The sequence below is a fragment of the Streptomyces sp. NPDC001002 genome, from assembly GCF_053599215.1.
The window spans coordinates 1-26,342 of record NZ_JBSFLV010000044.1; the positions used below are offsets into that span (position 1 = coordinate 1).

Consider the following 26,342-nt stretch of genomic DNA (forward strand, 5'->3'; position numbering starts at 1 on the left):
GCACGGCGAGGGCCGCGTCCACGCGCGCGCGTGGCCCGAACGCCGCGTCCGCGTCGCCCGCCCACAGCGCCGCCGCGTCGACGACGAGGGTGGGGTCGGCGAGGCTGTGCACCTGGACGATCGCCGCGCCCGCCGTACGCACCCGCTCGCCTCCGTCGAACAGTTCGTACGCGGACAGGTCCAGGCGGAGCGAGACACGTACGCCCGCGTCCATGCCGGCCGCGACCTCGGCGGCCCAGTCCTGGGCGTCCGGCAGGCGCTGGGGGCGGCGGTCCGCGAAGGGCCGACCCGAGACGTACGGTGCGGCGGGGGTGCGGGGCAGGGTGTCCGCGACCGCGTCCAGGAAGGCCCGCATCAGCGCCTCGGGCTCGGGCAGCCGAAGCGGGCCGGCCCCGGGCAACGGGACCGCGTGGCCCTCGTACGGCAGGGCCGCGGCGACCGCCCTGAGGTGCGCGATGTCGGCCTGGTCCAAGGGGCCCGCCCGCCAGGCGTCATGGCCGGTGGCCGTCAGTCCGGGCAGCAGCCGGCCGCGCGCGGTGAGCCGCAGCGCGTGCAGCGTGGCCGCGCCCCAGCAGGCGGTGGCGGGGTGGGCGGCCGGGTCGCGCCGGGCCCGGACGAGGAGGGGCAGGGCCTCGCCGACGGGGAGGGTGAGGGCGGGTGCGGTCCTGCGCCGTACGCTCGCGCCGTGCGGTCGTACGACCGTGAGTTCGGTGTCCGCGGTGGCGGGCAGCTCTCCGCCCTCGGGGTCCCAGAAGGCGACCCGTCCGTCGCGCGGCAGGGGCGCGGGCAGGAAGACGGCCGCCAGCCGGAGGGGGATCTCCGCCCCCGTCCGCTCGGCCACCGCAGCCGTGTCGCTCATACGACCTGTCACCTCCCGCCCGTGTGTCGGATCAGACGTCTTCGACTCTACGGGCGGCCTCTGACAATCGGCCCCGGCGACCGGCCGGGGCCCGTCTCCTACGGCACCGCGCGGGAGACGACGTACACCATGGGGTACGTCGTGTTCTGCATGTTCACGATCACGTCCTGCGTCGGCTTGGGGCTCTTCTGCTTGTGGGCGAGCCCGAAGTTGTCGCCGCCGCGGGCGCCGGGGCCCGTGAACTTCCAGCCGGTGACCTTCTGGTCGCGCTCGCTGATGGTGATGTCGCCCTTCTTCAGGTCGGCGCGGGTGACGCCCATGTCCTTGAGGAAGGTGTCCAGGCCCGCGTTCGTGGTCTGGAACTGCGCGTAGAGACGGCTGGTCTTCCAGTTGTTCGTCTCGTAGTAGGCGACCTGGTTCGACGGGTGCGGGATCGGTACCTGGTACAGGCGGCGCTGGACCTTCGACGGCCAGCCCTCGGTGAGGCCGGTCGCGGAGTACTTGGCCTCCTTGTCCTTGCCGCTCTGCCGGCTCTGGTCGGCGGAGATCACCAGATAGCCGGCCGGGACGCCGATCAGCAGCACGATGATGAGCAGGGTGAGGGCCCGCCGACGGAACTTGTGGCGGGGGTCCTCCGCCGGTCCGGACGGTTCGTCGGGGGGTGCCGCCTGCCGCGGCAGCGATGCGGTCACGCGGTGTCCCTGGTCGAACGGCGGGCCTGGACGTAGCGCTCGTAGCGCTCGTGCCGCTCGACCCGGCGGCGGTTGGCGCGGCGGAAGCGGCGGGCGACCAGGCGGGCCAGGTCGGCGGCGCCGACCATGCCGGCCTCGGGGCCCAGCTGGGCGCGGGCGATGCGCGCCTCGGGACGGTAGCCGCGGCCGGTGAGCTGGCGCTTGAAGGCGTCCCGCGCGGGGCCGATCAGCAGGTCGTCGGCCGCGCTGACGCCGCCGCCGATGACGAAGCAGGAGGGGTCCAGGGCGGCGGCCAGGTTGGCGATGCCGACGCCGAGCCACTGGCCGATGTCCTGGAGGAGCTCGATGCACATCGCGTCGCCCTCGCGGGCCAGCTCGGTGATCATCGGGCCGGTGATGTCGTCGATGTTGCCCTTGACGTGCTCGATGATCCCGTAGGCGACCGGGGAGTCGGCGGCGGCCAGTTCCTTGGCCTCGCGGACCAGCGCGTTGCCGGAGCTGTACTGCTCCCAGCAGCCGCGGTTGCCGCACGGGCAGCGGTGGCCGCCGGGCACGACCTGCATATGGCCGAACTCGCCGGCGACACCGTACTTGCCCCGCTTGACCTGGCCGTCCTCCAGTATGGCGCCGCCGATACCGGTGCCCAGCGTGATCATCACCAGGTGGTCCTCGCCGCGGCCCGCGCCGAAACGCCACTCGGCCCAGGCGGCGGAGTTGGCGTCGTTGTCGACCAGGACGGGCACGGCCAGGCGGCCCGCGAGGCGGTCGCGCAGCGGCTCGTTGCGCCAGGAGAGGTGGGGCGCGAACAGGATGCGGTTGCGGTCGGCGTCGACCCAGCCGGCCGCGCCGATGCCCACCGCGTGCACGTCGTGGCGGTCGGACAGGTCCAGGACCAGTTCGACGATCGTGTCCTCGACGACCTTGGGGCTCTTGGACTTGTCCGGCGTCTCCGCGCGGAGCTTCTCCAAGATGTTGCCGTCGGCGTCCACGACGCCGGCCATCACCTTGGTGCCGCCGATGTCGATGCCGACGGTGGGGACGCGGGGGGCGGTCAGGTGTGACCGGCGTTCCCTCGTCCCGACCGTGCGGAGCGCCGGCGCGCGGCGGGAGCCTATGGGGGCGGTGAAGTTGCCGTAGGTGCTCATCAACGCATGATTCTGCCTCACCGTGACTCACAGTGCTGTACGGGGGAGCAATGGGGAGTGCGCGAGTGATGCCGGGTGCGGGTCAGCCGTGGCTTGTCGCGCAGTTCCCCGCGCCCCTGAGGGCACTGCAGCAACCAGCATCAAATTGTCCTGACATTACGACCAGCGACACCCCTCGACCGGCGACTCTCAGGACCGCACCAGCAACTGGAACTCGAACGAATAGCGCGTCGGGCGGTACGTGTGCGTGCCGAACTCCACCGCTCGGCCCGTGTCGTCGAACGTGACGCGTTGCATGGTGAGCAGGGGGGCGCCCTCCGGCTCGGCCAGGCGGTCGGCCTCGGCGGCGGTGGCGGCTCGGGCGCCGATGGTCTGGCGGGCGCTGTGCAGGGTGATGCCGACGGCGCGCATCATGCGGTAGAGGCCGGTGGCCTCCAGCTGCTCGGTGTTCAGGTCGAGCAGGCCGGGCGGGATGAAGTTGCAGAGGTACGCCATCGGCTCGCCGTGCGCGAGGCGCAGCCGCTCCACCCGGTGCACGTCGCTGTCCTCGGCCACCCCCAGGGCGGCGGCGATCTCCGCGGTCGCCGGGACGATGGCGTTGACCAGCACCTTCGTCGCGGGGCGCTGTCCGGCCGCCTCAAGGTCGTCGTAGAGGCTGCTGAGCTCCAGGGGTCGCTTGACCTGGCTGTGCACGACCTGCGTACCGACTCCTCGGCGGCGCACCAGCAGGCCCTTGTCGACGAGCGACTGGATGGCCTGGCGGACGGTGGGCCGGGACAGGCCCAGTCGGCCCGCCAGCTCGATCTCGTTGCCCAGCAGGCTGCCGGGGGTGAGCGCTCCGTGTTCGATCGCGGCCTCCAGTTGCTGCGACAGCTGGAAGTACAGCGGCACCGGGGAACTCCGGTCCACGCTGAGGTCGAGCGACACGGTGGGGTCCACTTCTGGTTTCGGCACGGGCCGAGCGTAGCTCTGTGCGTTGTTGACGGGAAGTTGTGTAGTTCGATTGTCCGGACATACGCATTGACAGCGTACGGTCCTGACCCCCATGTTTTGTTCCATGCGCATCGGGGTCATCGGTACGGGCCGCATCGGCACCATCCACGCGAACACGCTCAGCCGTCATCGCGAGGTCGGTTCCCTGATCCTCACGGACGTGGATCCGGCACGGGCCCAGGAACTCGCCTTCCGCCTCGGGGAGACCGCGGCGCCGGGGGTGGACGAGATCTTCCGGTGGGGCGTGGACGCCGTGGTGATCACGACGGCGACCTCGGCGCACGCCGAACTGATCGGCCGGGCGGCGCGCTCGGGTCTGCCGGTGTTCTGCGAGAAGCCCATCGCGCTCGATCTGCCCGGCACGTTAAGTGCGATCGCCGAGGTCGAGACAGCGGGGACGATTCTGCAGATGGGGTTCCAGCGCCGCTTCGACGCGGGCTACACGGGCGCGCGGGAGGCCGTGCGCTCGGGGCGGCTCGGACGGCTGCACACCGTCCGGGCGCTCACCAGCGACCAGGCTCCGCCCGCCGCCTCGTGGCTGCCGCTGTCCGGCGGGCTGTACCGGGACACGCTGATCCATGACTTCGACATCCTGCGCTGGGTGACCGGGCACGAGATCGTCGACGTCTACGCGGCCGGGTCGGACGCCGGGCCCTCGATGTTCCGCGAGGCGGGCGACGTCGACACCGGCGCCGCGCTGCTGCGGCTCGACGACGGCACGCTCGCCACGGCCACCGCGACGCGGCTGAACGGCGCGGGGTACGACGTCCGCATGGAGCTGGCCGGGGAGCTCGACCAGATCGTCGTCGGCCTGGACGACCGGACGCCGATCGCCTCCACCGAGCCGACCGGGCCGCCGGCCGCGGACAAGCCGTGGGCCGGCTTCATGGAGCGCTTCGGGCCCGCGTACGAGGCGGAGCTGTCCGCGTTCGTCGAGGTCGTGCTCGGCCGCCGGGCGAACCCCTGTGACGGACGCGAGGCCCTGCAGGCGCTGCGCATCGCCGAGGCCTGCGAGGTGTCCAGACGGGACCGCAGACCGGTCGCCCTGGCGGAGATCCCGGGGTGGACCGAGTCGGCGTACAGGTAGTCCGTAGCAGGGGCGGGCCGGCAGCCAGGCGCCCCGCACCCGCACCCGCGTGGGGCAGCCCTACCAGCGCACCGGCAAGCTCCGCACCCCTCGCATCAGCATCCCCGGCAGCCAGTCGCCGGGCGGCCCGTCGAGGGCGAGTTCCGGGGCCCGCTCCAGCAGGGTCCGTATCGCCGTACGGCCTTCCAGGCGGGCCAGTGGAGCGCCCAGGCAGAAGTGGATGCCGTGGCCGAAGGCCACGTGGCCGCGGGTGTCGCGGTGGATGTCGAAGCGGTCGGGGGCGGGGTAGCGCAGTCCGTCGCGGTCGGCCGCGGTGAGGCCGACCATCACGGCGTCGCCCTTCTCGATGTGCGTGCCGCCGATGTCGAGGGGCTCCGCGGCGAACCGGAACGTCGCGTTCTCCACCGGTCCCTCGTAGCGCAGGGTCTCCTCGACCGTGCCGTCGACGAGGCTCATGTCGGCCCGCAGGGCGGCGAGTTGGTCCGGGTGGGTGAGGAGGGCGTGGACGGCGTTGGTGATCAGGTTCACCGTCGTCTCGTGGCCCGCGATGAGCAACACGAAGGCCATGCCGCGCAGTTCGCTCGGGGAGAGCCGGTCGCCGTCCTCGGCGGTGGTGCGGATGAGGTCACTGAGCAGGTCGCCGCTCGGTCCCGCGCAGCGCTTGTCCTCGATCAGGTCGGCGAGGTAGTCGGCGAGTCGCACGAACGCCTCGTGCTCGCTGCCCGAATCGGTCGGCACGATCGCCTCGTTGGAGATCTTCCGGAACTCGGTACGGTCCACCTCGGGCACGCCGAGCAGCTCGCAGATCACGGTGATCGGCAGCGGGTACGCGAAGGAGTCGACGAGGTCGGCCCGGCCGAGCGGCAGCATCGCGTCGAGGAGTTCGTCGGTGATCTGCTGGATCCTGGGCCGCAGTTCCTCCACCCGGCGCATGGTGAAGGTCCGTGAGACCAGCGAGCGCAGGCGTGTGTGCTGGGGCGGGTCGGTGGTCAGCAGGTTCTTCCCGATCAGCTCCTCGTCGAGGAACCGCACCCCGATCTTGGTGGCGTCCTTGGCGAGCCGCGGGTCGGCGAGCGCCGCGCGCGCCTCCTCGTACCCGACGACCAGCCAGGTCTCGTGGTGCTCCTCGGGCACGGGCAGCCGCACCCGGTGCACCGGTCCGCGCTCGCGCAGTCGCGCGTACACGGGATGCGGGTCACTGCGGAACCCGTCCCCGAACTCCCCCAGGTCGATCACTTCCACCATGGACTCCCCCGTCCTTCCACCCGGACAACGTCCGGCATCGGCCGCGAGTGCCCGTCTCCCCCTTCCGGCCCGCTAGTTGGCGCCCCCTCCCGGTTCCTCCAGCAGTCCCGCGTCGTACACCAGCAGCGCGACCTGCACGCGGTTGTTCAGGTCCAGCTTGGCGAGGATGCGGGAGACGTGGGTCTTGACGGTGGCGACGCTCATGAAGAGCTGGGCGGCGATCTCGGCGTTGGACAGACCCCGGCCGACCGCGACGGCGACCTCGCCCTCGCGGTCGTTGAGGACGGAGATCCGCTCACGCGCGCGTGCGCGCCGGGTGTCGGCGGCGTTCCCCACGGCGTGCTCCACCAGCCGGCGGGTGACGGCGGGCGACAGGACGGGGTCGCCGGCCGCGACCCGCCGTACCGCCTCGACGATCTCCTTGGGGGGCGTGTCCTTGAGGACGAATCCGGCGGCGCCCGCGCGCAGGGCGCGCAGCACCTGTTCGTCGCCGTGGAAGGTGGTGAGGACGATGACCTGCGGTGCGTCCTTGCGGGTGCGCAGCTGCTCCGTGGCCGTGAGCCCGTCCACCGTGGGCATCCGGATGTCCATGAGGACGACGTCCGGCCGGGTGCGGTCGACGAGGTCCTCGACCTCGCCGCCGTCCGCGGCCTCGCCGACGACCTCGATGTCGTCCGCGCCGCCCAGCATCAGGGACAGGCCCGCCCGCACCAGCGGATCGTCGTCGACGAGGAGCAGTCTGATCACAGTCATGGGCCTACGTAATCACGGTTGCGCCGGGCGCAGGGCAAGGGTGTGGACGGAACCGGCTCTCCGGTCAACACGCGCGCGTGGAGGCGGGTTTGGAAAGTGGACGCCGGGTCGGAGGGTGGATGCGGGACAGGAGGGCGGGAGTCGGTTCGGCGGGAGCGCGGCCGGCGCCCCGGGCCCCTCTCGGGGGCCGCCCTCATCCCCACGGCAGCCAGGCCCGCACCCGGAACCCCCCGTCCTCCCCGCTCTCGTGCTCCAGCCGTCCGCCGGCCAGCGTCGCCCGCTCGGTGAGGCCGATCAGGCCCTGTCCCGAGCCGGGGACGGCCGGGACGTCACCCTCGGGGGCGGGGTTGTGCACGGTCACCGTGAGCCCCTCCCCCGGAGCGCCGGTGACGCAGACCGTGACCTCCGTGCCGGGCGCGTGCTTGCGGGCGTTGGTCAGGCCCTCCTGGGCGATGCGGTAGGCGGTGCGGCCGACGGAGGCGGGGACGGCGGTGGGGTCGCCGACGCGGTTGTCGAGGACAACCTTCATACCGGCCTCGCACGATTCGGCGACCAGCGCGGAGATCGCGGCGAGCGTCGGCTGGGGCCGGCCGCTCTCCTCGTTCTCGCCCGCGCGCAGTACGCCGATGATCTCCCGCAGGTCCTGGAGCGCCTCGTGGGCGCTCTCCCGGATGACACCGGCCGCCCGGGCGATCTCCTCGCGCGGGGCGTCGGGACGGAACTCCAGGGCGCCCGCGTGGACGCTGAGCAGGGTCAGCCGGTGGGCGAGGACGTCGTGCATCTCCCGGGCGATGGCCTCGCGCGCGAGGCGCTGTGCCTGCTCCGCGCGCAGCCGTGCCTCGGTCTCGGCGCGCCGGGCGCGGTCGCGCAGGCTGACCATCAGCTGCCGCTTCGACCGCACGAACATGCCCCAGCCGATGACCGTGACGGTGAACAGCGTCGAGAAGGCGAGCACGCCCGCGTAGGGCAGGTCGGGGTCGGGGCGGACCCAGAAGTAGAACGGCATCAGGACGAGGGTGATGCCGCCGATCCAGGCCACGTAGCGGAACGGCCGGTGCACGGCGACGGTGAACAGCGCGACCATGGCAGCGCCGCCCGCGGTGTTGGAGACCAGGCCCACGGGGATCATGGCGACGGCGAGACCGACCGGCCAGCGGCGGCGGCCCCAGACGGCGGCGCAGGCGAGTGCGCCGACCGCTTGGTCGAGGGCGATGAGTCCCTGCGGGAGGTTCGGGTCGTCGGCCACGCTCTGCGCGCCCACGATGCCGATCAGCACGGCCAGCAGGAAGGCGCTGAAGTCGACCACCCAGTCGCGTGCGGTGCGCCGGGGTCGGCGCCCTGACGCCGTGGCATCCGGATCGAGCTCGTGGAGCACCGCGGACGGGAACAGCCATCGGCGACCGGTGATCGTCTGCGGTGCGGGGGCCGGCTTGTCTGAACTCACAGTCGACAAATCTATGCGTGACAGGGCCGGGTCACTGCCGTCCGTACGAGATCGGCGACCAAAGTCTCGCCGCGATGGACTTTCGGCGCGCCGGGCGGCGTCGAGGACCATCCTGCGGCGGGCATGCCTCGCCCCGCGGCCGATGTGGGTGGGGGGACCGCGGGGCGAGGGTGGTGCCATGAAACAGCTGCTGGAACTTCTCGGTCTGCTCGCGCTGGTACAGGGTGTGCTGGGCCTGCTGCACGAGTTCACCCACTGGCATGTGGGCCTTGTGCAGAAGCTCGGCTTCCTCGACGGCTACGGGGTCTACGCGAGCGTCGCACTGGTGGTGCTGGCGATCGCGCTGTTCGCCGCCGCGGAGAGTCGGAAGTCCGGCTGACCGCGGACCGGGCTCCTGACGGGTCGCGCTGTTCCCTCGACGACGGCCGAGCGGGGGAAGTCGCTCAGCAGCCGAAGTTGATCAGGTCGAAGGTCACGTAGTGGTCCGCGGTGTAGTAGTCCTCCTGGGACCGCTGACCGGTGACGATGCGCTTGGCGCCGCGCGTGGACGAGCCCGGCGTCTTGACCGTGTACTCGTGGTAGTAGCCGGAGGACTGGCTGGGTAGCACGCCTTCCTGGTTCCGGAAGACGGTGCCGTCCTGCGAGTACGGGAAGGGCCCGCCCGCGTCGATCAGGTCCAGCGTGTCGTACGCCTGGGAGGGCAGGTCGCTGTAGCAGATGCTGCCGACCGAGGCCGCGGCGGCGTCCGCCGTGGTGACGGAGACGGTACCGCCGACGAGAAGCGCGGACAGGACGGCGGCAGCGGCGCCGATGCGGGTGATTCGTGGGGGGAATCTCATGCCCCCCATGATGACGCGCGTAGACAGTGGCATGTCAATGACAACTGCGCAGAATTTCCCGCCAAGTCCGATGAGTTTTCCGCGAGTTAACGTGCTGCGACGGGTGCGCACACGGTCCCCACACTGGCAGCCGGAGGGCGTCGCCCTAGGCCGCCCTCACGCGTTGTCCGGGAGCTCGTACGACCCGTACTCCGGTCGGCCCGCCAGGTCGTACGACTGGATCGAGACGCCGGTCGTGGTGATGGTGCCGCCCGTGTGCGTGAACTTCGTCGGTAGCGCGCCCTCCGCGAAGAGGCGGAAGCCGGAGCCGAGGACGACCGGGAAGGTCAGCAGGTGGAGGGTGTCGATCAGGTCGAGGGCGAGCAGGGACTGGACGAGGGCGCCGCTGCCGTGGATCTGGACCTCGCCGTCGGTGCGTTCCTTGAGGGCCGTGACGTCCTTGGCGAGGTCGCCGTCGAGGACGGTGGTGCCGGACCAGGCGGGGTCGGTCAGGGTGGACGAGGGGACGTACTTCGGGAGGGCGTTGAGCTTGGCAGCGATCGGGTCCGCGGGGTCGGTCACCCTCGGCCAGTGCGAGGCGAAGATGTCGTAGGTGCGGCGGCCGAGGAGGAATGCGCCGGGGCGTTCGAAGACCTCGGTGATGAACCGGCCGAAGTCGTCGTCGCCGAAGGGGAAACTCCAGCCGCCGTGCTCGAAGCCTCCCCGGGGGTCCTCCTGGGGGCCGCCGGGGGCCTGGTAGACGCCGTCGAGGGTGACGAAGATCGTGGAGACGAGCTTGCCCATGGCGGGTGCCTGCTTCCTGGTGCGGGGTCTGTTGTCATCACCTCAGACCCCGCGAACCCCCGCAACTCATCGGCCTGTCGCCTATCCGGCGTGCGTCGAGAAGAGGCCACCCGTCGGACCCTGCTTGTCGCCGCCCTGCGCCTTCTTGAGGGCGTTGGCCAGGCTCTCGATGGTCAGGGACTGCAGGATCACCTGGCCGTTGCCCTCCAGGGTGGCCAGGGACAGGCCCTCGCCGCCGAAGACGGCGTTCATCAGACCCTGGCGGTTGAGGCCGCCGACGCGCTGGACGCCGTACTGGATCCCCTCCTCGAAGGCGACGACGCAGCCCGTGTCGACCTCGATGCGGCCGCCGAAGTCGGCCGGGTTGAGGTCGATGAAGTTGCCCGCGCCGGCGATGATCACCGTGCCCTGGCCGGTGAACTTCTCCAGGACGAAGCCCTCGCCGCCGCTCATGCCCGTGCGGCCGCCCTGGAAGGCGATACCGAAGTCGACGCTCGACTCGGCCGCCACGAACGCGTCCTTCTCGGCGAACCACGCGCGCGTGCCGTTGAGCTCCAGGGCGCGCATCTCGCCGGGCAGCACGCCCGCGAAACCGACCGTGCCCTCGCCGCCCTGGGAGGTGAAGTACTGGAACGCCAGCGACTCGCCCGCCAGGGCCCGCTGGCCGACCTGCATGGCGGTGCCCATGGCCTGGCGGAGCATGCCGCCCATGCCGCCGCCGGCGCCCTGGGGCTGGCCGCCGCCGCTGTTCGACGGACCGGAGAGGCGGGTCTCCATGGTCACGTTCGTCGTCTTGAACAGGAACTTGCCCGCCTCGCAGTACACGGTCTGACCGGGGCGCAGGCTGACGACCGCCATCTGCATGGCGTTGCCGACAATCTCTTGCTGAAGAGTCACGCCAGTCACAACGCGTGAGATGGAGCGAATGGTTCCGCCCATACGGCTCCGATCGTCGACTTCCGGCCGTTCGATTCCGGCCGCGCGGCCTCCGTGTCACCTCAGTGCCACCTCGGTGTCCGTTCGCCGCCGGTACCGAGGGCGCGCGGCGGCTGGGATGGACCCATGACGACGACACAGAGCACGGCTCACCGAACCCTCGACAACAAGGTCGCCCTCGTCACCGGCGGCAGCCGTGGCATCGGCGCGGCCACGGCAGTACGGCTCGCGCGGGAGGGCGCGGACGTGGCCCTGACCTACGTGAACGGCAAGGAGGCGGCCGAGGACGTCGTACGGCGGGTCGAGGCGCTCGGACGGCGGGCGGTGGCCCTGCGCGCGGACTCGGCGGATCCGGCGGAGGCGGCCGGCGCGGTGGAGCGTACGGCCGAGGAGCTGGGCGGGCTCGATGTACTGGTGAACAACGTCGGCGTGGGCCTCCTCGGCCCGCTGGAGGACCTCTCGCTCGCCGACGTCGACCGGGTGCTGGCAGTGAACGTGCGGGGCGTGTTCCTGACCTCGCAGGCGGCCGCCGCGCGGATGCCGTCGGGCGGCCGGATCATCACGATCGGCACCTGCATGACTCAGCGCGTCCCCGGCCCCGGCGGCACCCTCTACGCGACGAGCAAGTCGGCGCTGATCGGCCTCACGAAGGCCCTCGCCCGCGAGCTGGGCGCCCGCGGAATCACCGCGAACATCGTCCACCCCGGCCCGACCGACACCGACATGAACCCGGCCGACGGCCCGTACGCCCCCGCCCAGGCCGCGACGACCGCCCTAGGCCGCTTCGGAACGGCGGACGAGGTGGCGGCCACGGTGGCGTATCTGGCGGGGGCGGACTATGTCACGGGGGCGGAGTTCTCGGTGGACGGAGGGCACGCGGCGTGAGGGTCAGGTGAGCGTCGCTCAGACCAGGGCCGGTCAGCCGCCCAGCTCCTGATGGCGTGCCGCCAGGCTCGTCGCGCCCTTCTCCGTCAGCGACCCGAACAACCGCAGCCGCGAGATGCCCCCGTCCGGATAGATGTCCACGCGTGCGTGGGTGCCGACGGCCGGGGTCGGGAGGACGAAGCGGTGGTTGGTGTCGGGCTGGAGGCGGGTGCGCGGGAGGATCTCCGTCCACTCGCCGTCCCCGGCTTCCGTGCCGCTCTCGGCGTCGCGCACCGACACCGACGCCCAGCCCGCGCTGTTGCCCTTCAGGTACGCCGTGTCGATCTCGATCGCGCGGATCTGGGACTGGGCGGCGAGGCGGTAGCGGATCCAGTCGTTGCCCTGGTCGCGGCGGCGGCGGGTCTCCCAGCCGTCGTCCATCTTGCGGGAGCGGCCCGGCTGGATGGTGTTGCTCGCCGGGGAGTAGAAGAGGTTCGACGCATCCTCGGCCTGGCCGCCGTTCTCCAGGGCGACGACGTCGAACGTGCCCAGGACGGCGAGCCAGTTGGGGTCGGGGACGACCTCGCCGTGCACCCGCAGGCGGGCGATGCCGCCGTCGGGGTGCTGGTTGACGCGGAGGTGCGTGAAGCGCTGCTCGGCCGAGACGGAGAAACCATTCTCCGCGTGCCCTCCGACCGGCGTGCGCGGTACCAGGGTCGTCCACTTCACGTCGTCCGACAGCAGCTGCTCCGGCGACGGGGAGCCCGCCACGGACGCGCCCTCGACCGACACGGCCTGCGGGTAGTTGCCGCGGAAGTGGGCCGTGTCGACGACGATCCCGCGGATGACACCGGGGGCGCCGAGGCGCACCAGCGCCCAGTCGTGGTCCTCAGCCGTCGGCCACGGGTGCTCGGCCGACGCGCCACGGCGGCGGCGCGTCTCCCAGCCGTCCATGATCTTGCCCTTGTGCCCGAAGTGCTCGGGGTCGAACTCGGCCCGCTCGGGCACCAGGAGGTTCTCGCGCTGGGCGAAGAACTCGTCGTTGGCGGCGATCACTCCGGCGCCGAGCCGCCGGTCGGCGAGGTTGGCGTACTGGGTGAAGGGGAGGTCGGCGGTGCGGTAGTCCGCGTAGGGGTCGCCGCCTCCGTAGGGGTTCGCGTCGCCGGTGAAGTGAGTCGAGGAAGCCGGGGAAGACTGGCTCTGCGCCGTCACGATGATCTGGTGTCCTTTCATGGGTCGGCCGCTGCGGGTGCGGTGAATCAGGGGGTACGGGTCAGCAGTTGTCCCTTCGGTTCGGTGAACTCGCCGTCCGCGACGATGCGTTGACCACGCAGCCAGGTGGACTTCACGACGCCGTGCAGGGTCTTGCCCGCGTACGCCGTGACGCGGTTGCGGTGCTGGAGAGCCGCCGGGTCCACGGTGAACGTCTCGTCGGGTGCGAGGACCGCGAAGTCGGCGTCGCGGCCCGCCTCGATGGCGCCCTTGCGGTCAAGTCCCACCAGACCGGCCGTACTTGACGACATCCAGCGGACCACGTCCTCCAGGCCGTGGCCCCGCTTGCGGGCCTCGGTCCACACTGCGGCCAGGCTCAACTGGAGCCCGGAGATGCCGCCCCAGGCAGTCGCGAAGTCGTCGGTCTTCAGGTCGGCGGTGGACGGCGAGTGGTCGGTGACCACGCAGTCGATCGTGCCGTCGGCCAGCGCCTGCCACAGCAGGTCCTGGTTGGCCGACTCACGGATGGGCGGGCAGCACTTGAACTCGCTTGCTCCGTCCGGGACTTCCTCGGCGGTGAGGGTGAGGTAGTGCGGGCAGGTCTCGACGGTGAGGCGCACGCCGTCCGCCTTGGCTGCGGCGATCAGGGGCAGCGCGTCGGACGAGGACAGGTGCAGCACGTGCACGCGCGCGTCCAACCGCCGTGCCTGGGCGATGAGTTGGGCGATCGCCGTGTCCTCCGCGTCCCGTGGCCGCGACGCGAGGAAGTCCGCGTACTTCGGGCCGCCCTGCTGCGGTGCCGCGTCCAGGTGGTGCGGGTCCTCCGCATGCACGATGAGCAGGCCGCCGAAGGAGGCGATCTCGGCCAGCGACAGGGCGAGTTGGTCCTGGTCCAGGTGCGGGAACTCGTCGACCCCGGACGGTGACAGGAACGCCTTGAAGCCGAAAACGCCGGCCTCGTGCAGCGGGCGCAGGTCCTTGACGTTGTCGGGCAGGGCGCCGCCCCAGAAGCCGACGTCGACATGGGCCTTGGCGGCGGCGACCGCCTGCTTCGTACGGAGGTTGTCGACCGTCGTGGTCGGCGGGAGGGAGTTGAGCGGCATGTCGACGAGGGTGGTGATGCCGCCGGCCGCCGCCGCGCGCGTGGCGGTCCAGAAGCCCTCCCACTCGGTGCGGCCGGGGTCGTTGACGTGCACGTGCGTGTCGACCAGCCCCGGCAGCAGGACGTCGTCGCCGAGGTCCTCCAGCCGGGACCCGGACGGCACTTCGGCGTCGTACGGGAGGACGGCCGTGATCGTGCCGGCGGCGACCGCCACCGAGGCGGCGCGTGTCCCCTCGGGTGTGATGACGCGCGTCGAGCGCAGCACCAGTTCTACGTCGGACACCCGGACCCCTCTCTGCCGGCGTTTACTTCCGCGTAACGGAATTCAACTTTCTGTTGAAGGAGTCTTCACTCCCGCTCCCGAGCCGTCAAGGGCACACTTGTCGACAAGGATGCCTGGGCGCACACTCTGGACGTTTCCACAAAGCGGAATTAGACTTCCGGCACGCAGAAGGTAGCTACGCACCACCAGGGAGTCAACCGACCGACGGGTAGGCTTCAGCCCTTCCTGCCAGTCCCGAAAGGAACGCGCCGTGCCGACGTCCAGCGCCAGCACCACCGACTCCGCCAAGTCCACGACGGGCGGGGTCCAGTCCCTTGAGCGCGCCTTCGATCTGCTGGAACGGATGGCCGACGCGGGCGGCGAGGTCGGACTGAGCGAGCTCTCCGCGAGCAGCGGGCTGCCGCTGCCCACCATCCACCGCCTCATGCGCACACTCGTGGCCTGCGGTTACGTCCGCCAGCAGGCCAACCGACGGTACGCGCTCGGCCCGCGCCTGATCCGCCTCGGCGAGTCGGCCTCGCGCCTGCTCGGCACCTGGGCCCGCCCGTATCTGGCCCGCCTGGTCGAGGAGACCGGCGAGACGGCGAACATGGCACTGCTGGACGGGGACGAGATCGTCTACGTCGCCCAGGTGCCGTCGAAGCACTCGATGCGCATGTTCACCGAGGTCGGCCGGCGCGTCCTGCCGCACTCCACGGGCGTCGGCAAGGCCCTGCTCGCCGAGGTCCCCGACGACGAGGTGCGCGCGCTGCTCTCCCGTACGGGCATGCCCGCCGCGACGGAGAAGACGATCACCACGCCCGACGGTTTCCTGGCCGCCCTCGCGGAGGTGCGCGGCCTCGGCTACGCGGTCGACGACAACGAGCAGGAGGTCGGGGTCCGCTGCCTCGCGGTCTCCGTGCCCAACTCCCCCACCGCCGCGGCCATTTCGATCTCGGGACCGGCGGGCCGAGTCACCGAGGCGGCGACGGACAAGATCGTGCCGGTGCTCCAGCAGGTGGCCGGGGAGTTGTCCCTGGCGCTGGCCAGCCAGGCCCAGGGATGACCGAACTGTCGTATTGGCCGGGGCGGTACACCGACCGGCACGGCTCGGAGGAGGTCGTCTTCGAGACGGACGGCCGGGACGTGATCCGTACGACGATCAGGGGCGTCCTGTTCGAGAGCGACACGATGGACGACCTGGGCGCCCTGAGCGGCGAGCCGCCCGAGCAGGCCTTCTCCTTCTTCGACGGGGCCCTGTGCTCCTGCCTCCTGGAGTGGGAGGTGCCGATTCCGGTCGAGGTCAGAGGCGGCGGCATCCGTCCGGCGGTGCTGTACTGCGCGCTGCGGATCGGGTCGCCTTCCACCGACCCCAGGAAGGGCCTGGACTCCGAGACGTTGACCACCAGGCTGCACCTCGACGGGTACGACTACCGCAACGCGGACGATCGCGACGGCTTCGAGGAGGCCCTGAGCGAGGTCCAGCGTCGACTCCCGCGGGCGGCCCGACTCAAGGCGTGTGTCTCATGCGCCTGGTCCGACTACCACCCGGTCGGCCACAGCATGATGGGCGGGCTCGCCTGCTTCCGCGACGCCAAGGATCTCTACCGGCAGGTCGACGGCAAGCACGGGCCGCACGGCATCCTCACGATCTGGCAGTCGCGCACCGAGTTCGTCCAGGAGACCTGGCTCTGCGAGGAGTTCGAGCATCGGACCGGTGACGTGGGCTACCGGGGCCGGTTCCCGTTCCGAGCGCCCTGAGACCAGGGTCCGCAGCCTCAGCCCCGCCGGCCCGGCGGTTCGCCGAACAGTTCCACCGCGTCCCGTACGTCCGACAGTCCCCGGGCCAGCGCGCTGACCGAGCCGATCGATCCCGCGATGAGTAAAAGGGAGCGGCGCAGCCGCGGGATCTCGGGCGTGCCGTCGATCGTCATCGCGGCCAGGGCGGCGAGTTCGTCCTCGGCGATGCCGCGGTCGGGGAACTCCGCCGGATGCGCGGCGAGTTGGCGGCGCAGCCGGGACACCGCGGTCCGCAGTCCCGCCACTCTTGGGTCCTCACCGCTGCCGGTCACTGGTCTCTGCCCCAAGCTCCGCAACACAGCTCTCCCCCCGCGCACGCCGTTGTGCGCCTCTACGTCGTGATCCCGCCGGGCTCCCCCATGGCGTTGGTCGGGCGCCGGGAGACGCGGGTCAGTAAACGCCAACCGATGCCGGGCGCGCCACTGCGCGGACCGAAATTCAACCCTTGGAAACCGGGCACTCGCACGGGCGTCAGGTAGGGGGTGGGGCATGGCGTCAGGTATGCAGGACGCATGACGGAGAAGGAAGACGGCGTGATCGGACTCGTGCTCGCCGCGGGCGGCGGCCGGCGGCTCGGCGGACGGCCCAAGGCGCTGCTCGAACACCGGGGCCGGCCGCTGGTCGAACACGCGGTCGGCGTGCTGCGCGCGGCCGGCTGCGCGCGCGTGCACGTGGTGCTCGGCGCGCGGGCGGCGGACGTACGCGCGCGTGCCGATCTGGCGGGCTGCGTCCTGGTGGACAACCCGGACTGGGCGGAGGGCATGGGCGGTTCGCTGCGGGCGGGGCTCGACTCGCTGGCGGGAACTGGCGCTTCGGGCGTGCTGGTCTCGCTCGTCGACCAGCCCGGGATCGGTCCGACGGCGGTCGCCCGGGTGCTCGCGGCCCACCGGGACCGTACGTCGCTGGTCTCGGCGGCGTACGCCGGTGTGCGCGGGCATCCCGTGCTGTTCGGGGCCGCGCACTGGGCCGGGGTCGCGGCGAGCGCGACCGGGGACCGCGGTGCGCGCGCCTACCTCAGGGCGCACGAGGAGGCGATCACGCTCGTGGAGTGCGGGGACGTGGCCGAGCCGTACGACATCGACACCGAGGCCGACCTGGTCCACCTTGAGCGAACGACCCACCTTGAGTGAGCGGCCCACCTTGAGTGAGCGGCCCACCTTGAGTGAGCGGCCCACCTTGAGTGATCACGGTGGCACTGAGCGCCACGTTCCCTCGATCCGGAGAATCTCGATATCAACAAACCATTGAAGTTCCACAATGAGGAAACTAGTATCCACTGCTCAGAAACACGTTGAGAAGGAAGTGACAGCTCATGTCCGCACCAGCGCCGTCCCCGCTGGCCATCGTCGACGCCGAGCCCCTGCCCCGGCAGGAGGAGGTCCTCACCGACGCGGCCCTCGCCTTCGTGGCCGAGCTGCACCGGCGGTTCTCACCGCGCCGTGCGGAACTCCTCGCCCGCCGTGCCGAGCGCCGCGCCGAGATCGCCCGCACCTCCACCCTCGACTTCCTGCCGGAGACCGCCGCGATCCGCGCCGACGACTCCTGGCGGGTGGCCCCCTCCCCCGCGGCCCTGAACGACCGCCGGGTCGAGATCACCGGCCCCACCGACCGCAAGATGACGATCAACGCCCTCAACTCGGGCGCCAAGGTCTGGCTCGCGGACTTCGAGGACGCCTCCGCGCCGACCTGGGAGAACGTGATCCTGGGCCAGGTCAACCTGATCGACGCGTACACACGGAACATCGACTTCACGGACCCGGGCTCCGGCAAGTCGTACGCCCTCAAGGACGAGGCCGAGCTCGCCACCGTCGTCATGCGCCCGCGAGGCTGGCACCTCAACGAGCGGCACCTCCAGGTCGACGGCGAGCAAGTGCCGGGCGCCTTCGTCGACTTCGGGCTGTACTTCTTCCACAACGCCCAGCGCCTGCTCGACCTGGGCAAGGGCCCGTACTTCTATCTCCCCAAGACCGAGTCGCACCTCGAAGCCCGGCTGTGGAACGACGTGTTCGTCTTCGCACAGGACTACGTCGGCATCCCGCAGGGCAGCGTCCGCGCGACCGTGCTCATCGAGACGATCACGGCCGCGTACGAGATGGAGGAGATCCTCTACGAACTCCGCGACCACGCCTCGGGGTTGAACGCGGGCCGCTGGGACTACCTGTTCTCCATCGTGAAGAACTTCCGTGACGGCGGCACCAAGTTCGTCCTCCCGGACCGCAACGCGGTCACGATGACCGCCCCGTTCATGCGGGCGTACACCGAACTCCTCGTCCGCACCTGCCACAAGCGCGGGGCGCACGCGATCGGCGGCATGGCGGCCTTCATCCCCTCCCGTCGGGACGCCGAGGTCAACAAGGTCGCCTTCGAGAAGGTCCGCGCCGACAAGGACCGCGAGGCGAACGACGGTTTCGACGGCTCCTGGGTCGCCCACCCCGACCTGGTCCCGATCGCCATGGAGTCCTTCGACCGGGTCCTCGGCGACAAGCCGAACCAGAAGGACCGCCTGCGCGAGGACGTCCACGTCGAGGCCGCCGACCTGATCGCGATCGACTCGCTGAAGGCGAAGCCGACGTACCCGGGTCTCGTCAACGCCGTGCAGGTCGGCATCCGTTACATCGAGGCCTGGCTGCGCGGTCTCGGCGCGGTCGCCATCTTCAACCTCATGGAGGACGCGGCCACCGCGGAGATCTCGCGCTCGCAGATCTGGCAGTGGATCAACGCGGGCGTCGAGTTCGAGAACGGCGAACTCGCCACGCCGGAGCTGGCCCGCAAGGTCGCCGCGGAGGAACTCTCCAACATTCGCGCGGAGATCGGCGAGGAGGCCTTCGCGGCCGGCCACTGGCAGCAGGCCCACGACCTGCTCCTCCAGGTCTCCCTGGACGCGGACTACGCGGACTTCCTGACGCTGCCGGCTTACGAGCAGCTCAAGGGCTGACCGGCGGAGGGCAGTTCAGGTAGCGGGCTTGTCCGAGTGGCCCAGGGATCTTCCCGGGGCCACTCGGTCGCGTACGACCTGCTTGACCGCTGTGGGCTCGGGGAAGCCCTGGTCGCGGCGGTCCCAGACGACCTCGTCGTCGACGCGGACGATGAAGACGCCGCCCTTGCCCGGTTTGAGGGCGAGTTCGGAGAGTTCCGTCTCGAAGGTGGTCAGGAGTTCCTGGGCCAGCCAGGCGGCGCGGGGCAGCCAGCGGCACTGCGTGCAGTACTCGATCTCGACACGGCCACTCATTCGAGGTGCACCGACCAATCCTGTTCCGCGGCCGGTTTGCCGTGCAGGTCGGGGACCCGCTTCAGCCACTTGGGCCGGCCTCGCTCTGTCTGCGCCGCGCGGAGGGCCTGCTCGGCGGCGAGTTCCTCCCGGGTGGGGAAGTCGGTGGGCAGCCACGCGGCGGACGCCTCCACGCGCGCGTGGAGGTAGCCGACGTACGCCTCGCGCATCTCCTCGGGCGTGCCGAACTCCGTCAGCCAGGCGTCCGGGACCTCGGCGACGACCTCACGCAGCAGGTCCTCGGTGACCTTGGGCGCCAGTTCGGCGTCGGCGGCGCGCACGTCGGGGGCGTAGTGGCCCAGGGCGTGGTTGCGGAAGTCGTAGGCCTTGGCGGGGTCGGAGGCGTCCCAGCGGTGGTGGAAGACGAGGGCGGCGCCGTGGTCGATCAGCCAGAGGCGGGCGGGCACGGTGCCCAGCGTCGGCCAGATCATCAGGTTGGAGCTGTGGACCGTACGGTCGACGTTGACGGTCAGGGCATCCAGCCAGACGATCCGGCCGGCCTCCAGGGAGTCGACACGGAAGTGCTTCGCGAGTTCCGGGGTGAAGTCCTTCGCGCCCGGCAGATAGTCCATGCCGAGGTTGACGCCCGCGCTCGCGCTGTGCAGGTCGCGCACTTCCTGGTGCGGCTCGCTGTCGGCGATCGCCGGGTCGAAGTGGACCAGGACGAGTTCCGGGAAACGCAGCCCGAGCGCGCGTGCCAGCTCGCCGACGATCACCTCGGCGACCAGCGCCTTGCGGCCCTGCGCGGAGCCGGTGAACTTCACGACGTAGGTGCCCAGGTCGTCGGCCTCGACGACGCCGGGGACGGAACCGCCGGACGTCAGGGGGGCGACGTAGTCGGTCGCGGTGACCTCTCGCAGCATTTCCTCAGGTCACCCCCTCTTTCCGGCTTCCGGCCCGAAGTGACCATAGTAACCGGGGGTGATCGCCGGCGAGGCGGCGGTCAGTCGGCTTCCGGCGCCTCGGTGACGCGGGGTGGTGAGTTAAGGGTCGCCGTCACGAGGTTGTGGATGGCCCGGTCGTCGAAGGTGAGGTCGAAGAACAGGCTGCGGAAGAGCATGAGCCCGGCCCACATGTCGAGGACCGTGGAGATGTCCGTGTCCTTGGGCATGTGGCCCCGGTCCACCGCGCGCTGCAGCACGGTCGCGGACTGTCTTTTACGGTCCTGGATGAGCTCTTCGCGCAGACGGCGCCCCAGTTCGGGGTCGGCGGCCGCGTCCGAGACCAGGGCCGGCAGGACCAGCCGTACCTTGGGCGAGCCGTAGAGCGCGGCGAGTGTGTCCGCCACGGCGAACACCTCCTGTCTGCTGTCGCCGACGTCGTCGACGGGGATGTCCGGCAACTGGGTGCGCACGGCGTCGAGGGTGAGCGCGGCCTTGTTCGGCCAGGACCGGTAGATCGTGGCCTTGCCGACTCCGGCTTCGATGGCGATACCGCCGATCGTCAGCCGTGTGTACCCGAGCTCACCTAGCATTTTCAGTGTCGCGGCGAGGATGCGGTCGCGGGCTTCGAGGTCCCGCATGCGCTGACCGTCCTCGACGGTGACAGAAGTGAGTGATCGTTTCTGGCCCATGTGCAGGTCGGCTCTCCGGTCGTGCGACTTGGTGACACGCGTAGCCGCGGGGGGTGAGATCTCCGTGGAACGAGTCGTATCGTTCTTATGGTGAGGGCTGTTGTGCGAATGCTCAAGTACCTTGCGAAACAATCACGTTCACCCCTGTGCACGATCACAGTGCGTGACACGAGGGGCGTACGGGCAAGGGAGCGACTCGGCCGCACCGGTACCTCGACGGCATCCGGCACGGCCGTGGAGCGTCAGGTTCCGCGCGGTTCCCGGATCCAGTCCGAGATCTCCCGGGCGATTCCCGCACCGGACCGGGCCCACCGCACGTGGTCGATGCGTTCGCCGTTCTGGGGGCGGTAGTGCACGCGCCGCACATCGGCCCGGGGAAGCTTGGCGCACAGCCGGTCCACCGCCGCGCGCGGGGCGAGTCCGTCACCCGCGAGGGACACGGCCAGCACCGGCAGAGTCACGGACGCGAACGCGGCCTCGTAGTCGAGGTCGGCACCCGCGGGTTCGAACCGTCCCGTACGGCAGATCCGCGCCCAGTCCCGCATCAGCCGGGCTGGCTGACGGCCGCCGAATCCCAGCCGGTGCCCCGGCCAGTACCCCCACAGCGAGGCGACCAGCGCGACGAACTGCGTGCCGGCCAGCACCCGCAGCCGGGCGGCTCCGCTGAAGCCGCGCTGGTCGACCGAGCCCGCGGCCACCAGCAGCAGGCCGTCCACGCCCTTCGGCTCACGGGCCGCGTACAGCACGCCGACCTGGCCGCCGATGCTGTGCCCGAGCAGGAACAGCGGGATCTCCGCGCCGAACCGCTCCCGGGCGGCGGCGACGAGCGCGGGCCAGTCCCGGCCGGCCAGCTCGTGGTACCCGTGGCGGCTGCCGCGCCCCGCCCTCGGCGTGCTGTGCCCCTGGCCGCGCAGGTCGGCCGCGACGACGGCGATGCCCTGGGCGGCGAGTTCGGCGCAGAACGGCGCGTAGTAGGAGGCGGTCACGCCGAGCGCTGGCCAGAGCAGCACCACCGCCCTCGGCGCCTCCTCCGGAAGCGTGACCAGCGCCGCGACATGGGCCTCGCCGGGCCGCGCCGGATCGCCACCGCCCGGCAGGGCGATCCGCCAGACGTCCTCGTCGGCCATCAGCGGGTCCCGTCGAGCAGCATGTACGCGAGCCGGGTGTCCTGCGTCTGCCGCGACCACCGCTCGGCGGCTTCCATACGCTCCTCGATCCCCGTGTCCACGAGCCGGCGTCCCGGCCAGATCTCGTAGTCTCCCAGCAGGTCCCCGTGCGCTGCCAGTCCCTCCTGGAACAGGGTCTCCCGGCGGAACAGCACCTCCAGCATCGGGAGCTTCTCCCACAACCGCCGCCCCTCCTGGATGAGTTCGAGCAACCGCCCGCGTTCTCCGGGGTGTTCGGTCAGGTGGGTGCGGATGATCGACGAGCCGACCGCGAGATGACGGATCTCGTCCATGTTCGCCCCGCGCTCGACCAGCGCCGCCGACGGGTCGAACACCTTCCACTTGCGCTCGCTGAGCTCCGCCGCCGGCGCCAGCACGCCCTCGACGAGGACGGTGAGGACGAGGACACCACCGTAGAAGTCGCCCTGGTCCCGCAGGACTTGCAGGCCGAACTCCTCCAGCGGGTCGAGGACGGCGGCACCCGAGGCGGCCGCGGTGCGCGCGACGGCGGACGCCACCTCGTCCGCCGGCACCCCGGCCGCCACCAGGTGCTCACGAAACACGCGGGCGTGGCGGGCCTCGTCGACGAGCTGGGTGGCGAAGAACTCCAGGCAGTCGGTGTCCGGGGCGTGGTGCACCAGGAAGGACAGCGCCCGCGTGGCCTTCTCCTCGGCGAGCGTGCGGAAGGTGAACTCCTCGACCAGCGCGTCGTGCAGTGGGCCCGGACGGCGTACGGCCTCGGTGGGGGCCTGTGCCGTCACCGTGCCGTCCGCGAGCCGGCGCAGCATGGTGCCCGCCACGTGCTCCAGCCAGTAGGGCAAGTCGCAGTCCCGCGCGGTCAGTTCGAGGTCGCGTGCGCCCTCCAGTACGCCCGGGGCCTTGTCCCAGTCGGCTTCGAGGGGAAGTGCTGTCATGGTGTGGTCCTTACGTCGGTGAGGGTGCGTCGGGAAGAGGTGCGGGGCGTCGGGGAGCGGTCAGAGCGCGCCGGTGGCCCGCAGCAGGCGCCATACGGCACCGGGGCGGACCCCGTCCTGGAAGGCCACGTACTCGGGTTCGACCACGTGGGGGTCCCACTTGAGCTTGAAGCCCTCCTGGGTGCGCGCGGGGTAGACCGCGCTCCCGTGCCGGTCCACCAGTCGCAACGCCCTTGTCATTGACCGCGAGGCGCAGGACGGCTCGTGCTCGTCGGCGAGTCCGGCGAACGGGGTCAGCCCCAGGTGCAGCCAGCCCGCGCCCTCGTCGGTGAAGCGGGTCAGGGCGGTGAGGTTGACCAACTCGATGGTGCCGACGGGGGCTTGGGGGTCGCGTCGGGTGAGGTCGTACAGCCAGCCCGGGCGGCTGCCCCACGCGGGCGAGTAGGTGATGTAGGCGACGATCCGGCCCCGGTGCCGGGCCAGGAAGGTGCGGCGCAACGGCCGCCCGGGGCCGCCACGTTCGCCGACCAGGAACGCCAACTGCCGTACGTGGCGGCCTTTGGCACGCAGCCATTCGTGGTCGATACGGTCCAGGGCTTCCTGGTCGACCGGGTCGTCGGGTCCCGCCTCCGTCACCGTCACCTCCTCGCGGCGGGCGCGGGAGACGTTCTGCCGGATCTTGGCCAGCGCCTTTCCGCGGAGCGTGAAGCGGCTCAGGTCGATGCCGTAGGTGCTGCCGATCTGGTTGACCGTGAAGCCGCGTTCGGCGTACAGGTCCACGTCCTGCGCGCGGACCTGGACGGCTGTCAGCAGGCCGCGTCCGCGCAGGGACGCCAGGTACTCGTCGAGCAATGGGCCGCGTGCGGACGGGGGTGCCAATGGGCCGGCGAACTGGATGTGGTGGCGGCGGCCGGGCAGGTGCGCGACCAGGCCGGGCATCTGGCGCCCGTGGTGGTGGCGGGTGTGTGCGTTGACGGCGAGGAATGCGCTGGGGTGATCGGCGTATGCGCGCAGGACGTCGATCGCATCGCGTGTGTCCGGCGGGCCCGGCGGGCTCGGTGGACTTGGCAGGCTCGGCGGACTCGGGCGGCTCGGCGGGCTCATCGTGTCCCGCCCGCGACGGCCCGGTCGGCTGCCGTGTCCTTCGCATCCTCCGCTGTCTGCTCGGCCTGCTCGCTCGCCGGCAGCGGCGCGGAGAAGGCCAGGCTCTGCTCGAAGCGGACGAAAGCGGGATGGGGCTTCGGCTCGAACGGCACCGCGAACGGTTTTAGGAAGTTCCCCAACAGGCCCCGGTCGCCGCACAGATGGATCGGGACCGCGAGCAGCGCCCACTCGGGGCCGATCAGCCAGGCCCACAGGGCGACCACCGCGCCGGCGGTCAGCCAGCTGTGCATCGTGTTGTAGAGGACGTAGTAGACGCGCGGCAGGTGGCCGGTCGCAGACTTGCGGTGGGCCAGCGCTCCGGGCACGTATCCGATCACGTCGATGTAGGCGAACAGGGCGACGGCCACCGGCCAGCGCACCTCGTCCCAGTGTGCGAGGAACAGGCCTGCGGACAGCGCGAGGCCGACGCAGTACTCGGCCCGCAGCAGGCGGTAAGTGACCCTGCTCTCGAAGCGGTTGACGGCGTCCATCAGGCCGCCACCCGGTCCGCGTCGACCGGTTCGCCGTCCAGCAGCGCGCGCAGGATGTCCTCGATGGTCTCGCGCAGCACCCGCTCGGCGACCGGGTCGATGATCCCGGCCAGGCTCGGCAGACCGAAGTCGAACGCGGCCGTGAAGCGCACCCGGGCCCCGTCCCGCGCGGTCGGGGTCACTTCCCAGCGACCCTCGAAGGACTCGAAGTCCCCCTCGGTCAGCCGGAATTCGATGCGCAGGGCCACGTCGTCGAAGACGTCCTCCTCGCTCCAGGCGAGGACGCCGTTGCGGAAGTCGACCTCCCAGTCGCTGAGTACCGCCGAGGCGGTCTCGGACGGCCGTACCGTCACGCTGCGCACGACGTCGACCAGGTCGGGATAGCGGGCGAAGTCTCGGATCCGGTCGTATGCCTGACGGGGGGTCAATCCGTCTCCGCTGTAGTCGAGTTCAACCGAACGCATGTCAGTTCCTTTCGGTACCGGGCCCCGGACAGGGGTAGGGAAAGCGCCGGGCGAGCGCCTCGGCGGCGCCCTCCAGGGCCTCGGTCAGTCGGTCCGTCCCGGTCTCGTCGAGCACCGCGGGCGGGGTCAGCCGGACGACCGACTGCGCGTTGAGCGAGTGGTTGGCGATCACGTCACGGTCGAGGAGTTCGAGCAGGAACTCGCCTGCCAGGCCCGGGTCGTGGAACTCCACGCCGATGAGCAGTCCGAGCCCGCGCACCTCGGAGACGAGGTGGGGGCAGTGCCGGGCCACCGTGTCCCGCAGCGAGTTGAGCAGTAGCCCGCCCAACAGGGCTGCCCGGTCGACGAGTTGCTCGTCCTCGACTACCTCGACCGCGGCTTCGGCGGCAGCCATCGCGATCGGCGCCGCCGAGAAGGTCGAGGTGTGCAGGAACGGGTCGCGGTCGAAGGGCGCGAACGCCCGCGCGGTGGCGATCGCCGCCGCGACCGGGACGACCCCGCCGCTGAGCGCCTTGCCGACCAACAGGACGTCGGGCACGACCGCCTCCCGGTCGGCGCCCCACCAGTGGCCGAGCCGACCGAGGCCGGTCATCACCTCGTCGAGCACGAAGAAGGCGCCCGTTTCGGCGCAGGCCGCTGCCACGTCCTTGAGGTAGCCGGGTGGCGGGACCAGGACGCCGGCCTCGCTCTGCACCGGCTCCACGATCACCACGGCGTCGGAGCCGTCCGCGCCGAGGGCCTCGCGCAGCGCGCCCGCGTCTCCGTAGGGCACGTGCACCGTCTCCAGCAACGGCAGGAACGGATCGCGGTAGAGGGGCTTGCCGGTCGCCGAGAGGGCACCGAGCGTCTTGCCGTGGAAGCCGCCGGTGGTGGACACGATCCGCCGGTGACCGTGCGCACGGGCCAGCTTCAGCGCCGTCTCGACCGCCTCCGCACCGGAGTTGGTGAAGTGCACCCGCTCAAGACCGGCCGGCGCCACCCGGGTCAGCGCGGCCGCCGCGTCGGCGGCCTTCGGTTCGAGGAGCATCCGGGTGGCCAACGGGTGCGTACGCAGTTGCCGTTCGACGGCGGCGACGATCCGTGGATGGCAGGCGCCGGCCAGGAACACGCCGTAGCCACCGCAGTTGAGGAACTCCCGTCCGTCCGCGGTCCGTACTGTGCTGCCGTAGGAAGCGACTTCGACGTGTCCGCCGAACAGTTCGCCGAGCTTGCCCCTCCCCCGGCTCAGGTGCTGCTTGTACCGGCGGGCCACGTCCTGGCCCGGGGACGTCCCCGCGTCCGCCGTCGTGCTGTGGATCTGTCGCATG

The 26,342-nt window shown here is 71.2% G+C and carries 28 protein-coding genes and 1 pseudogene; 7 read left to right on the forward strand and 22 right to left on the reverse strand.

Annotated features, from left to right (window positions below):
• From ACWDR3_RS21065 to ACWDR3_RS21080, 4 genes and pseudogenes are all read right to left on the reverse strand, one after another.
• Nucleotides 1-859 (reverse strand): annotated as a pseudogene (locus ACWDR3_RS21065) (ATP-dependent helicase); the annotation flags it as partial.
• A 98-nt stretch (nucleotides 860-957) separates the two neighbouring features.
• The gene (locus tag ACWDR3_RS21070) at nucleotides 958-1,551 is read right to left on the reverse strand and encodes a sugar kinase (RefSeq protein WP_450354030.1); all 594 of its coding nucleotides are present in this window, start codon (nucleotides 1,549-1,551) and stop codon (nucleotides 958-960) included.
• Nucleotides 1,548-2,696 carry an ROK family glucokinase gene (locus tag ACWDR3_RS21075; RefSeq protein WP_124001679.1) on the reverse strand — a complete coding sequence of 383 codons (1,149 nt, stop codon included), beginning with the start codon at nucleotides 2,694-2,696 and terminating at the stop codon, nucleotides 1,548-1,550. Before ACWDR3_RS21075 ends, ACWDR3_RS21070 begins: the two co-directional genes overlap by 4 nt.
• Nucleotides 2,697-2,885: 189 nt before the next feature.
• The gene (locus ACWDR3_RS21080) at nucleotides 2,886-3,623 is read right to left on the reverse strand and encodes a GntR family transcriptional regulator (RefSeq protein WP_450354097.1); all 738 of its coding nucleotides are present in this window, start codon (nucleotides 3,621-3,623) and stop codon (nucleotides 2,886-2,888) included.
• Between the two features lie 130 nt (nucleotides 3,624-3,753).
• Here ACWDR3_RS21080 and ACWDR3_RS21085 point away from each other — a divergent pair, with 130 nt between their 5' ends.
• Nucleotides 3,754-4,776 carry a Gfo/Idh/MocA family protein gene (locus ACWDR3_RS21085; protein WP_450354031.1) on the forward strand — a complete coding sequence of 341 codons (1,023 nt, stop codon included), beginning with the start codon at nucleotides 3,754-3,756 and terminating at the stop codon, nucleotides 4,774-4,776.
• A gap of 60 nt (nucleotides 4,777-4,836) precedes the next feature.
• Here ACWDR3_RS21085 and ACWDR3_RS21090 read toward each other — a convergent pair whose 3' ends face one another.
• From ACWDR3_RS21090 to ACWDR3_RS21100, 3 genes are all read right to left on the reverse strand, one after another.
• The gene (locus ACWDR3_RS21090) at nucleotides 4,837-6,021 is read right to left on the reverse strand and encodes a cytochrome P450 family protein (RefSeq protein WP_450354032.1); all 1,185 of its coding nucleotides are present in this window, start codon (nucleotides 6,019-6,021) and stop codon (nucleotides 4,837-4,839) included.
• Nucleotides 6,022-6,093: 72 nt separating this feature from the next.
• Nucleotides 6,094-6,774, reverse strand: coding sequence for a response regulator transcription factor (locus ACWDR3_RS21095; RefSeq protein ID WP_450354033.1), 681 nt, complete (start codon nucleotides 6,772-6,774; stop codon nucleotides 6,094-6,096).
• Nucleotides 6,775-6,967: 193 nt separating this feature from the next.
• Complete coding sequence (locus ACWDR3_RS21100; RefSeq protein WP_450354034.1) at nucleotides 6,968-8,227, reverse strand: sensor histidine kinase; 1,260 nt, start codon at nucleotides 8,225-8,227, stop codon at nucleotides 6,968-6,970.
• Nucleotides 8,228-8,396: 169 nt separating this feature from the next.
• Here ACWDR3_RS21100 and ACWDR3_RS21105 point away from each other — a divergent pair, with 169 nt between their 5' ends.
• Nucleotides 8,397-8,597 carry a hypothetical protein gene (locus ACWDR3_RS21105; protein ID WP_450354035.1) on the forward strand — a complete coding sequence of 67 codons (201 nt, stop codon included), beginning with the start codon at nucleotides 8,397-8,399 and terminating at the stop codon, nucleotides 8,595-8,597.
• A gap of 64 nt (nucleotides 8,598-8,661) precedes the next feature.
• Here ACWDR3_RS21105 and ACWDR3_RS21110 read toward each other — a convergent pair whose 3' ends face one another.
• The 3 genes from ACWDR3_RS21110 to ACWDR3_RS21120 all read right to left on the reverse strand — a co-directional run bounded on the left by ACWDR3_RS21110 (nucleotide 8,662) and on the right by ACWDR3_RS21120 (nucleotide 10,737).
• Nucleotides 8,662-9,057 (reverse strand): ribonuclease domain-containing protein, encoded by a 396-nt coding sequence (locus ACWDR3_RS21110; RefSeq protein WP_401718255.1) that lies wholly within the window; start codon nucleotides 9,055-9,057, stop codon nucleotides 8,662-8,664.
• Between the two features lie 156 nt (nucleotides 9,058-9,213).
• Entirely contained in the window at nucleotides 9,214-9,840 is a 627-nt protein-coding gene (locus ACWDR3_RS21115) for a dihydrofolate reductase family protein (RefSeq protein ID WP_450354036.1), read from the reverse strand.
• 81 nt (nucleotides 9,841-9,921) lie between these two features.
• Nucleotides 9,922-10,737: an AIM24 family protein gene (locus ACWDR3_RS21120; RefSeq protein WP_450354037.1), complete on the reverse strand. Its 816-nt coding sequence runs from the start codon at nucleotides 10,735-10,737 to the stop codon at nucleotides 9,922-9,924.
• A gap of 165 nt (nucleotides 10,738-10,902) precedes the next feature.
• Here ACWDR3_RS21120 and ACWDR3_RS21125 point away from each other — a divergent pair, with 165 nt between their 5' ends.
• Nucleotides 10,903-11,661 (forward strand): 3-oxoacyl-ACP reductase family protein, encoded by a 759-nt coding sequence (locus tag ACWDR3_RS21125; RefSeq protein WP_450354038.1) that lies wholly within the window; start codon nucleotides 10,903-10,905, stop codon nucleotides 11,659-11,661.
• 33 nt (nucleotides 11,662-11,694) lie between these two features.
• On the opposite strand, the gene alc is transcribed toward ACWDR3_RS21125, so the two are convergent.
• Together alc and allB are read right to left on the reverse strand one after the other, a co-directional pair.
• The gene (alc, locus tag ACWDR3_RS21130) at nucleotides 11,695-12,873 is read right to left on the reverse strand and encodes an allantoicase (RefSeq protein WP_450354039.1); all 1,179 of its coding nucleotides are present in this window, start codon (nucleotides 12,871-12,873) and stop codon (nucleotides 11,695-11,697) included.
• Nucleotides 12,874-12,899: 26 nt separating this feature from the next.
• The gene (gene allB, locus ACWDR3_RS21135) at nucleotides 12,900-14,237 is read right to left on the reverse strand and encodes an allantoinase AllB (RefSeq protein WP_450354040.1); all 1,338 of its coding nucleotides are present in this window, start codon (nucleotides 14,235-14,237) and stop codon (nucleotides 12,900-12,902) included.
• Between the two features lie 250 nt (nucleotides 14,238-14,487).
• Here allB and ACWDR3_RS21140 point away from each other — a divergent pair, with 250 nt between their 5' ends.
• A complete protein-coding gene (locus tag ACWDR3_RS21140; protein WP_450354041.1) occupies nucleotides 14,488-15,282 on the forward strand; it encodes an IclR family transcriptional regulator in 795 nt (264 codons plus the stop codon).
• Entirely contained in the window at nucleotides 15,279-15,977 is a 699-nt protein-coding gene (locus ACWDR3_RS21145; protein ID WP_450354042.1) for a DUF6304 family protein, read from the forward strand. Before ACWDR3_RS21140 ends, ACWDR3_RS21145 begins: the two co-directional genes overlap by 4 nt.
• Before the next feature lie 17 nt (nucleotides 15,978-15,994).
• Here the strand turns inward: ACWDR3_RS21145 and ACWDR3_RS21150 are convergent, their stop codons facing one another.
• On the reverse strand, nucleotides 15,995-16,288 hold the full coding sequence (locus ACWDR3_RS21150) for a DUF5955 family protein (RefSeq protein WP_450354043.1): 294 nt from the start codon (nucleotides 16,286-16,288) through the stop codon (nucleotides 15,995-15,997).
• 240 nt (nucleotides 16,289-16,528) lie between these two features.
• Here ACWDR3_RS21150 and ACWDR3_RS21155 point away from each other — a divergent pair, with 240 nt between their 5' ends.
• Complete coding sequence (locus tag ACWDR3_RS21155) at nucleotides 16,529-17,146, forward strand: nucleotidyltransferase family protein (RefSeq protein WP_450354045.1); 618 nt, start codon at nucleotides 16,529-16,531, stop codon at nucleotides 17,144-17,146.
• Nucleotides 17,147-17,328: 182 nt separating this feature from the next.
• A complete protein-coding gene (gene aceB / locus ACWDR3_RS21160) occupies nucleotides 17,329-18,951 on the forward strand; it encodes a malate synthase A (protein ID WP_450354046.1) in 1,623 nt (540 codons plus the stop codon).
• 15 nt (nucleotides 18,952-18,966) lie between these two features.
• Here aceB and ACWDR3_RS21165 read toward each other — a convergent pair whose 3' ends face one another.
• From ACWDR3_RS21165 to ACWDR3_RS21205, 9 genes are all read right to left on the reverse strand, one after another.
• Entirely contained in the window at nucleotides 18,967-19,245 is a 279-nt protein-coding gene (locus ACWDR3_RS21165) for a SelT/SelW/SelH family protein (protein ID WP_450354047.1), read from the reverse strand.
• On the reverse strand, nucleotides 19,242-20,147 hold the full coding sequence (locus ACWDR3_RS21170) for a HipA family kinase (protein ID WP_450354048.1): 906 nt from the start codon (nucleotides 20,145-20,147) through the stop codon (nucleotides 19,242-19,244). Before ACWDR3_RS21170 ends, ACWDR3_RS21165 begins: the two co-directional genes overlap by 4 nt.
• An 80-nt stretch (nucleotides 20,148-20,227) precedes the next feature.
• Nucleotides 20,228-20,806, reverse strand: coding sequence for a TetR/AcrR family transcriptional regulator (locus ACWDR3_RS21175; protein WP_450354049.1), 579 nt, complete (start codon nucleotides 20,804-20,806; stop codon nucleotides 20,228-20,230).
• Nucleotides 20,807-21,099: 293 nt separating this feature from the next.
• Complete coding sequence (locus ACWDR3_RS21180; RefSeq protein ID WP_450354050.1) at nucleotides 21,100-21,984, reverse strand: alpha/beta hydrolase family protein; 885 nt, start codon at nucleotides 21,982-21,984, stop codon at nucleotides 21,100-21,102.
• The gene (locus ACWDR3_RS21185) at nucleotides 21,984-22,937 is read right to left on the reverse strand and encodes a VlmB-like protein (protein WP_450354051.1); all 954 of its coding nucleotides are present in this window, start codon (nucleotides 22,935-22,937) and stop codon (nucleotides 21,984-21,986) included. The genes ACWDR3_RS21180 and ACWDR3_RS21185 overlap by 1 nt, the downstream gene beginning before the upstream one ends.
• Nucleotides 22,938-22,997: 60 nt before the next feature.
• On the reverse strand, nucleotides 22,998-24,041 hold the full coding sequence (locus ACWDR3_RS21190) for a phosphatidylglycerol lysyltransferase domain-containing protein (RefSeq protein WP_450354052.1): 1,044 nt from the start codon (nucleotides 24,039-24,041) through the stop codon (nucleotides 22,998-23,000).
• Nucleotides 24,038-24,571, reverse strand: coding sequence for a hypothetical protein (locus ACWDR3_RS21195; protein WP_450354053.1), 534 nt, complete (start codon nucleotides 24,569-24,571; stop codon nucleotides 24,038-24,040). The genes ACWDR3_RS21190 and ACWDR3_RS21195 overlap by 4 nt, the downstream gene beginning before the upstream one ends.
• Complete coding sequence (locus ACWDR3_RS21200; protein WP_450354054.1) at nucleotides 24,571-25,035, reverse strand: type II toxin-antitoxin system RatA family toxin; 465 nt, start codon at nucleotides 25,033-25,035, stop codon at nucleotides 24,571-24,573. Before ACWDR3_RS21200 ends, ACWDR3_RS21195 begins: the two co-directional genes overlap by 1 nt.
• A 1-nt stretch (nucleotide 25,036) precedes the next feature.
• Nucleotides 25,037-26,341, reverse strand: coding sequence for an aspartate aminotransferase family protein (locus tag ACWDR3_RS21205; protein ID WP_450354055.1), 1,305 nt, complete (start codon nucleotides 26,339-26,341; stop codon nucleotides 25,037-25,039).
• Nucleotide 26,342 lies beyond the last annotated feature (1 nt).

What these genes read in the sequence shown, in the direction of transcription:
- ACWDR3_RS21075 (WP_124001679.1), bottom strand. Translation starts at nt 2,696, where the DNA reads ATGAGCACCTACGGCAACTTCACCGCCCCCATAGGCTCCCGCCGCGCG.
- ACWDR3_RS21085 (WP_450354031.1), top strand. Translation starts at nt 3,754, where the DNA reads ATGCGCATCGGGGTCATCGGTACGGGCCGCATCGGCACCATCCACGCG.
- ACWDR3_RS21090 (WP_450354032.1), bottom strand. Translation starts at nt 6,021, where the DNA reads ATGGTGGAAGTGATCGACCTGGGGGAGTTCGGGGACGGGTTCCGCAGT.
- ACWDR3_RS21095 (WP_450354033.1), bottom strand. Translation starts at nt 6,774, where the DNA reads ATGACTGTGATCAGACTGCTCCTCGTCGACGACGATCCGCTGGTGCGG.
- ACWDR3_RS21105 (WP_450354035.1), top strand. Translation starts at nt 8,397, where the DNA reads ATGAAACAGCTGCTGGAACTTCTCGGTCTGCTCGCGCTGGTACAGGGT.
- ACWDR3_RS21110 (WP_401718255.1), bottom strand. Translation starts at nt 9,057, where the DNA reads ATGAGATTCCCCCCACGAATCACCCGCATCGGCGCCGCTGCCGCCGTC.
- ACWDR3_RS21115 (WP_450354036.1), bottom strand. Translation starts at nt 9,840, where the DNA reads ATGGGCAAGCTCGTCTCCACGATCTTCGTCACCCTCGACGGCGTCTAC.
- ACWDR3_RS21125 (WP_450354038.1), top strand. Translation starts at nt 10,903, where the DNA reads ATGACGACGACACAGAGCACGGCTCACCGAACCCTCGACAACAAGGTC.
- alc (WP_450354039.1), bottom strand. Translation starts at nt 12,873, where the DNA reads ATGAAAGGACACCAGATCATCGTGACGGCGCAGAGCCAGTCTTCCCCG.
- ACWDR3_RS21145 (WP_450354042.1), top strand. Translation starts at nt 15,279, where the DNA reads ATGACCGAACTGTCGTATTGGCCGGGGCGGTACACCGACCGGCACGGC.
- ACWDR3_RS21155 (WP_450354045.1), top strand. Translation starts at nt 16,529, where the DNA reads ATGACGGAGAAGGAAGACGGCGTGATCGGACTCGTGCTCGCCGCGGGC.
- aceB (WP_450354046.1), top strand. Translation starts at nt 17,329, where the DNA reads ATGTCCGCACCAGCGCCGTCCCCGCTGGCCATCGTCGACGCCGAGCCC.
- ACWDR3_RS21165 (WP_450354047.1), bottom strand. Translation starts at nt 19,245, where the DNA reads ATGAGTGGCCGTGTCGAGATCGAGTACTGCACGCAGTGCCGCTGGCTG.
- ACWDR3_RS21170 (WP_450354048.1), bottom strand. Translation starts at nt 20,147, where the DNA reads ATGCTGCGAGAGGTCACCGCGACCGACTACGTCGCCCCCCTGACGTCC.
- ACWDR3_RS21175 (WP_450354049.1), bottom strand. Translation starts at nt 20,806, where the DNA reads ATGCGGGACCTCGAAGCCCGCGACCGCATCCTCGCCGCGACACTGAAA.
- ACWDR3_RS21180 (WP_450354050.1), bottom strand. Translation starts at nt 21,984, where the DNA reads ATGGCCGACGAGGACGTCTGGCGGATCGCCCTGCCGGGCGGTGGCGAT.
- ACWDR3_RS21185 (WP_450354051.1), bottom strand. Translation starts at nt 22,937, where the DNA reads ATGACAGCACTTCCCCTCGAAGCCGACTGGGACAAGGCCCCGGGCGTA.
- ACWDR3_RS21190 (WP_450354052.1), bottom strand. Translation starts at nt 24,041, where the DNA reads ATGAGCCCGCCGAGCCGCCCGAGTCCGCCGAGCCTGCCAAGTCCACCG.
- ACWDR3_RS21195 (WP_450354053.1), bottom strand. Translation starts at nt 24,571, where the DNA reads ATGGACGCCGTCAACCGCTTCGAGAGCAGGGTCACTTACCGCCTGCTG.
- ACWDR3_RS21200 (WP_450354054.1), bottom strand. Translation starts at nt 25,035, where the DNA reads ATGCGTTCGGTTGAACTCGACTACAGCGGAGACGGATTGACCCCCCGT.
- ACWDR3_RS21205 (WP_450354055.1), bottom strand. Translation starts at nt 26,341, where the DNA reads ATGCGACAGATCCACAGCACGACGGCGGACGCGGGGACGTCCCCGGGC.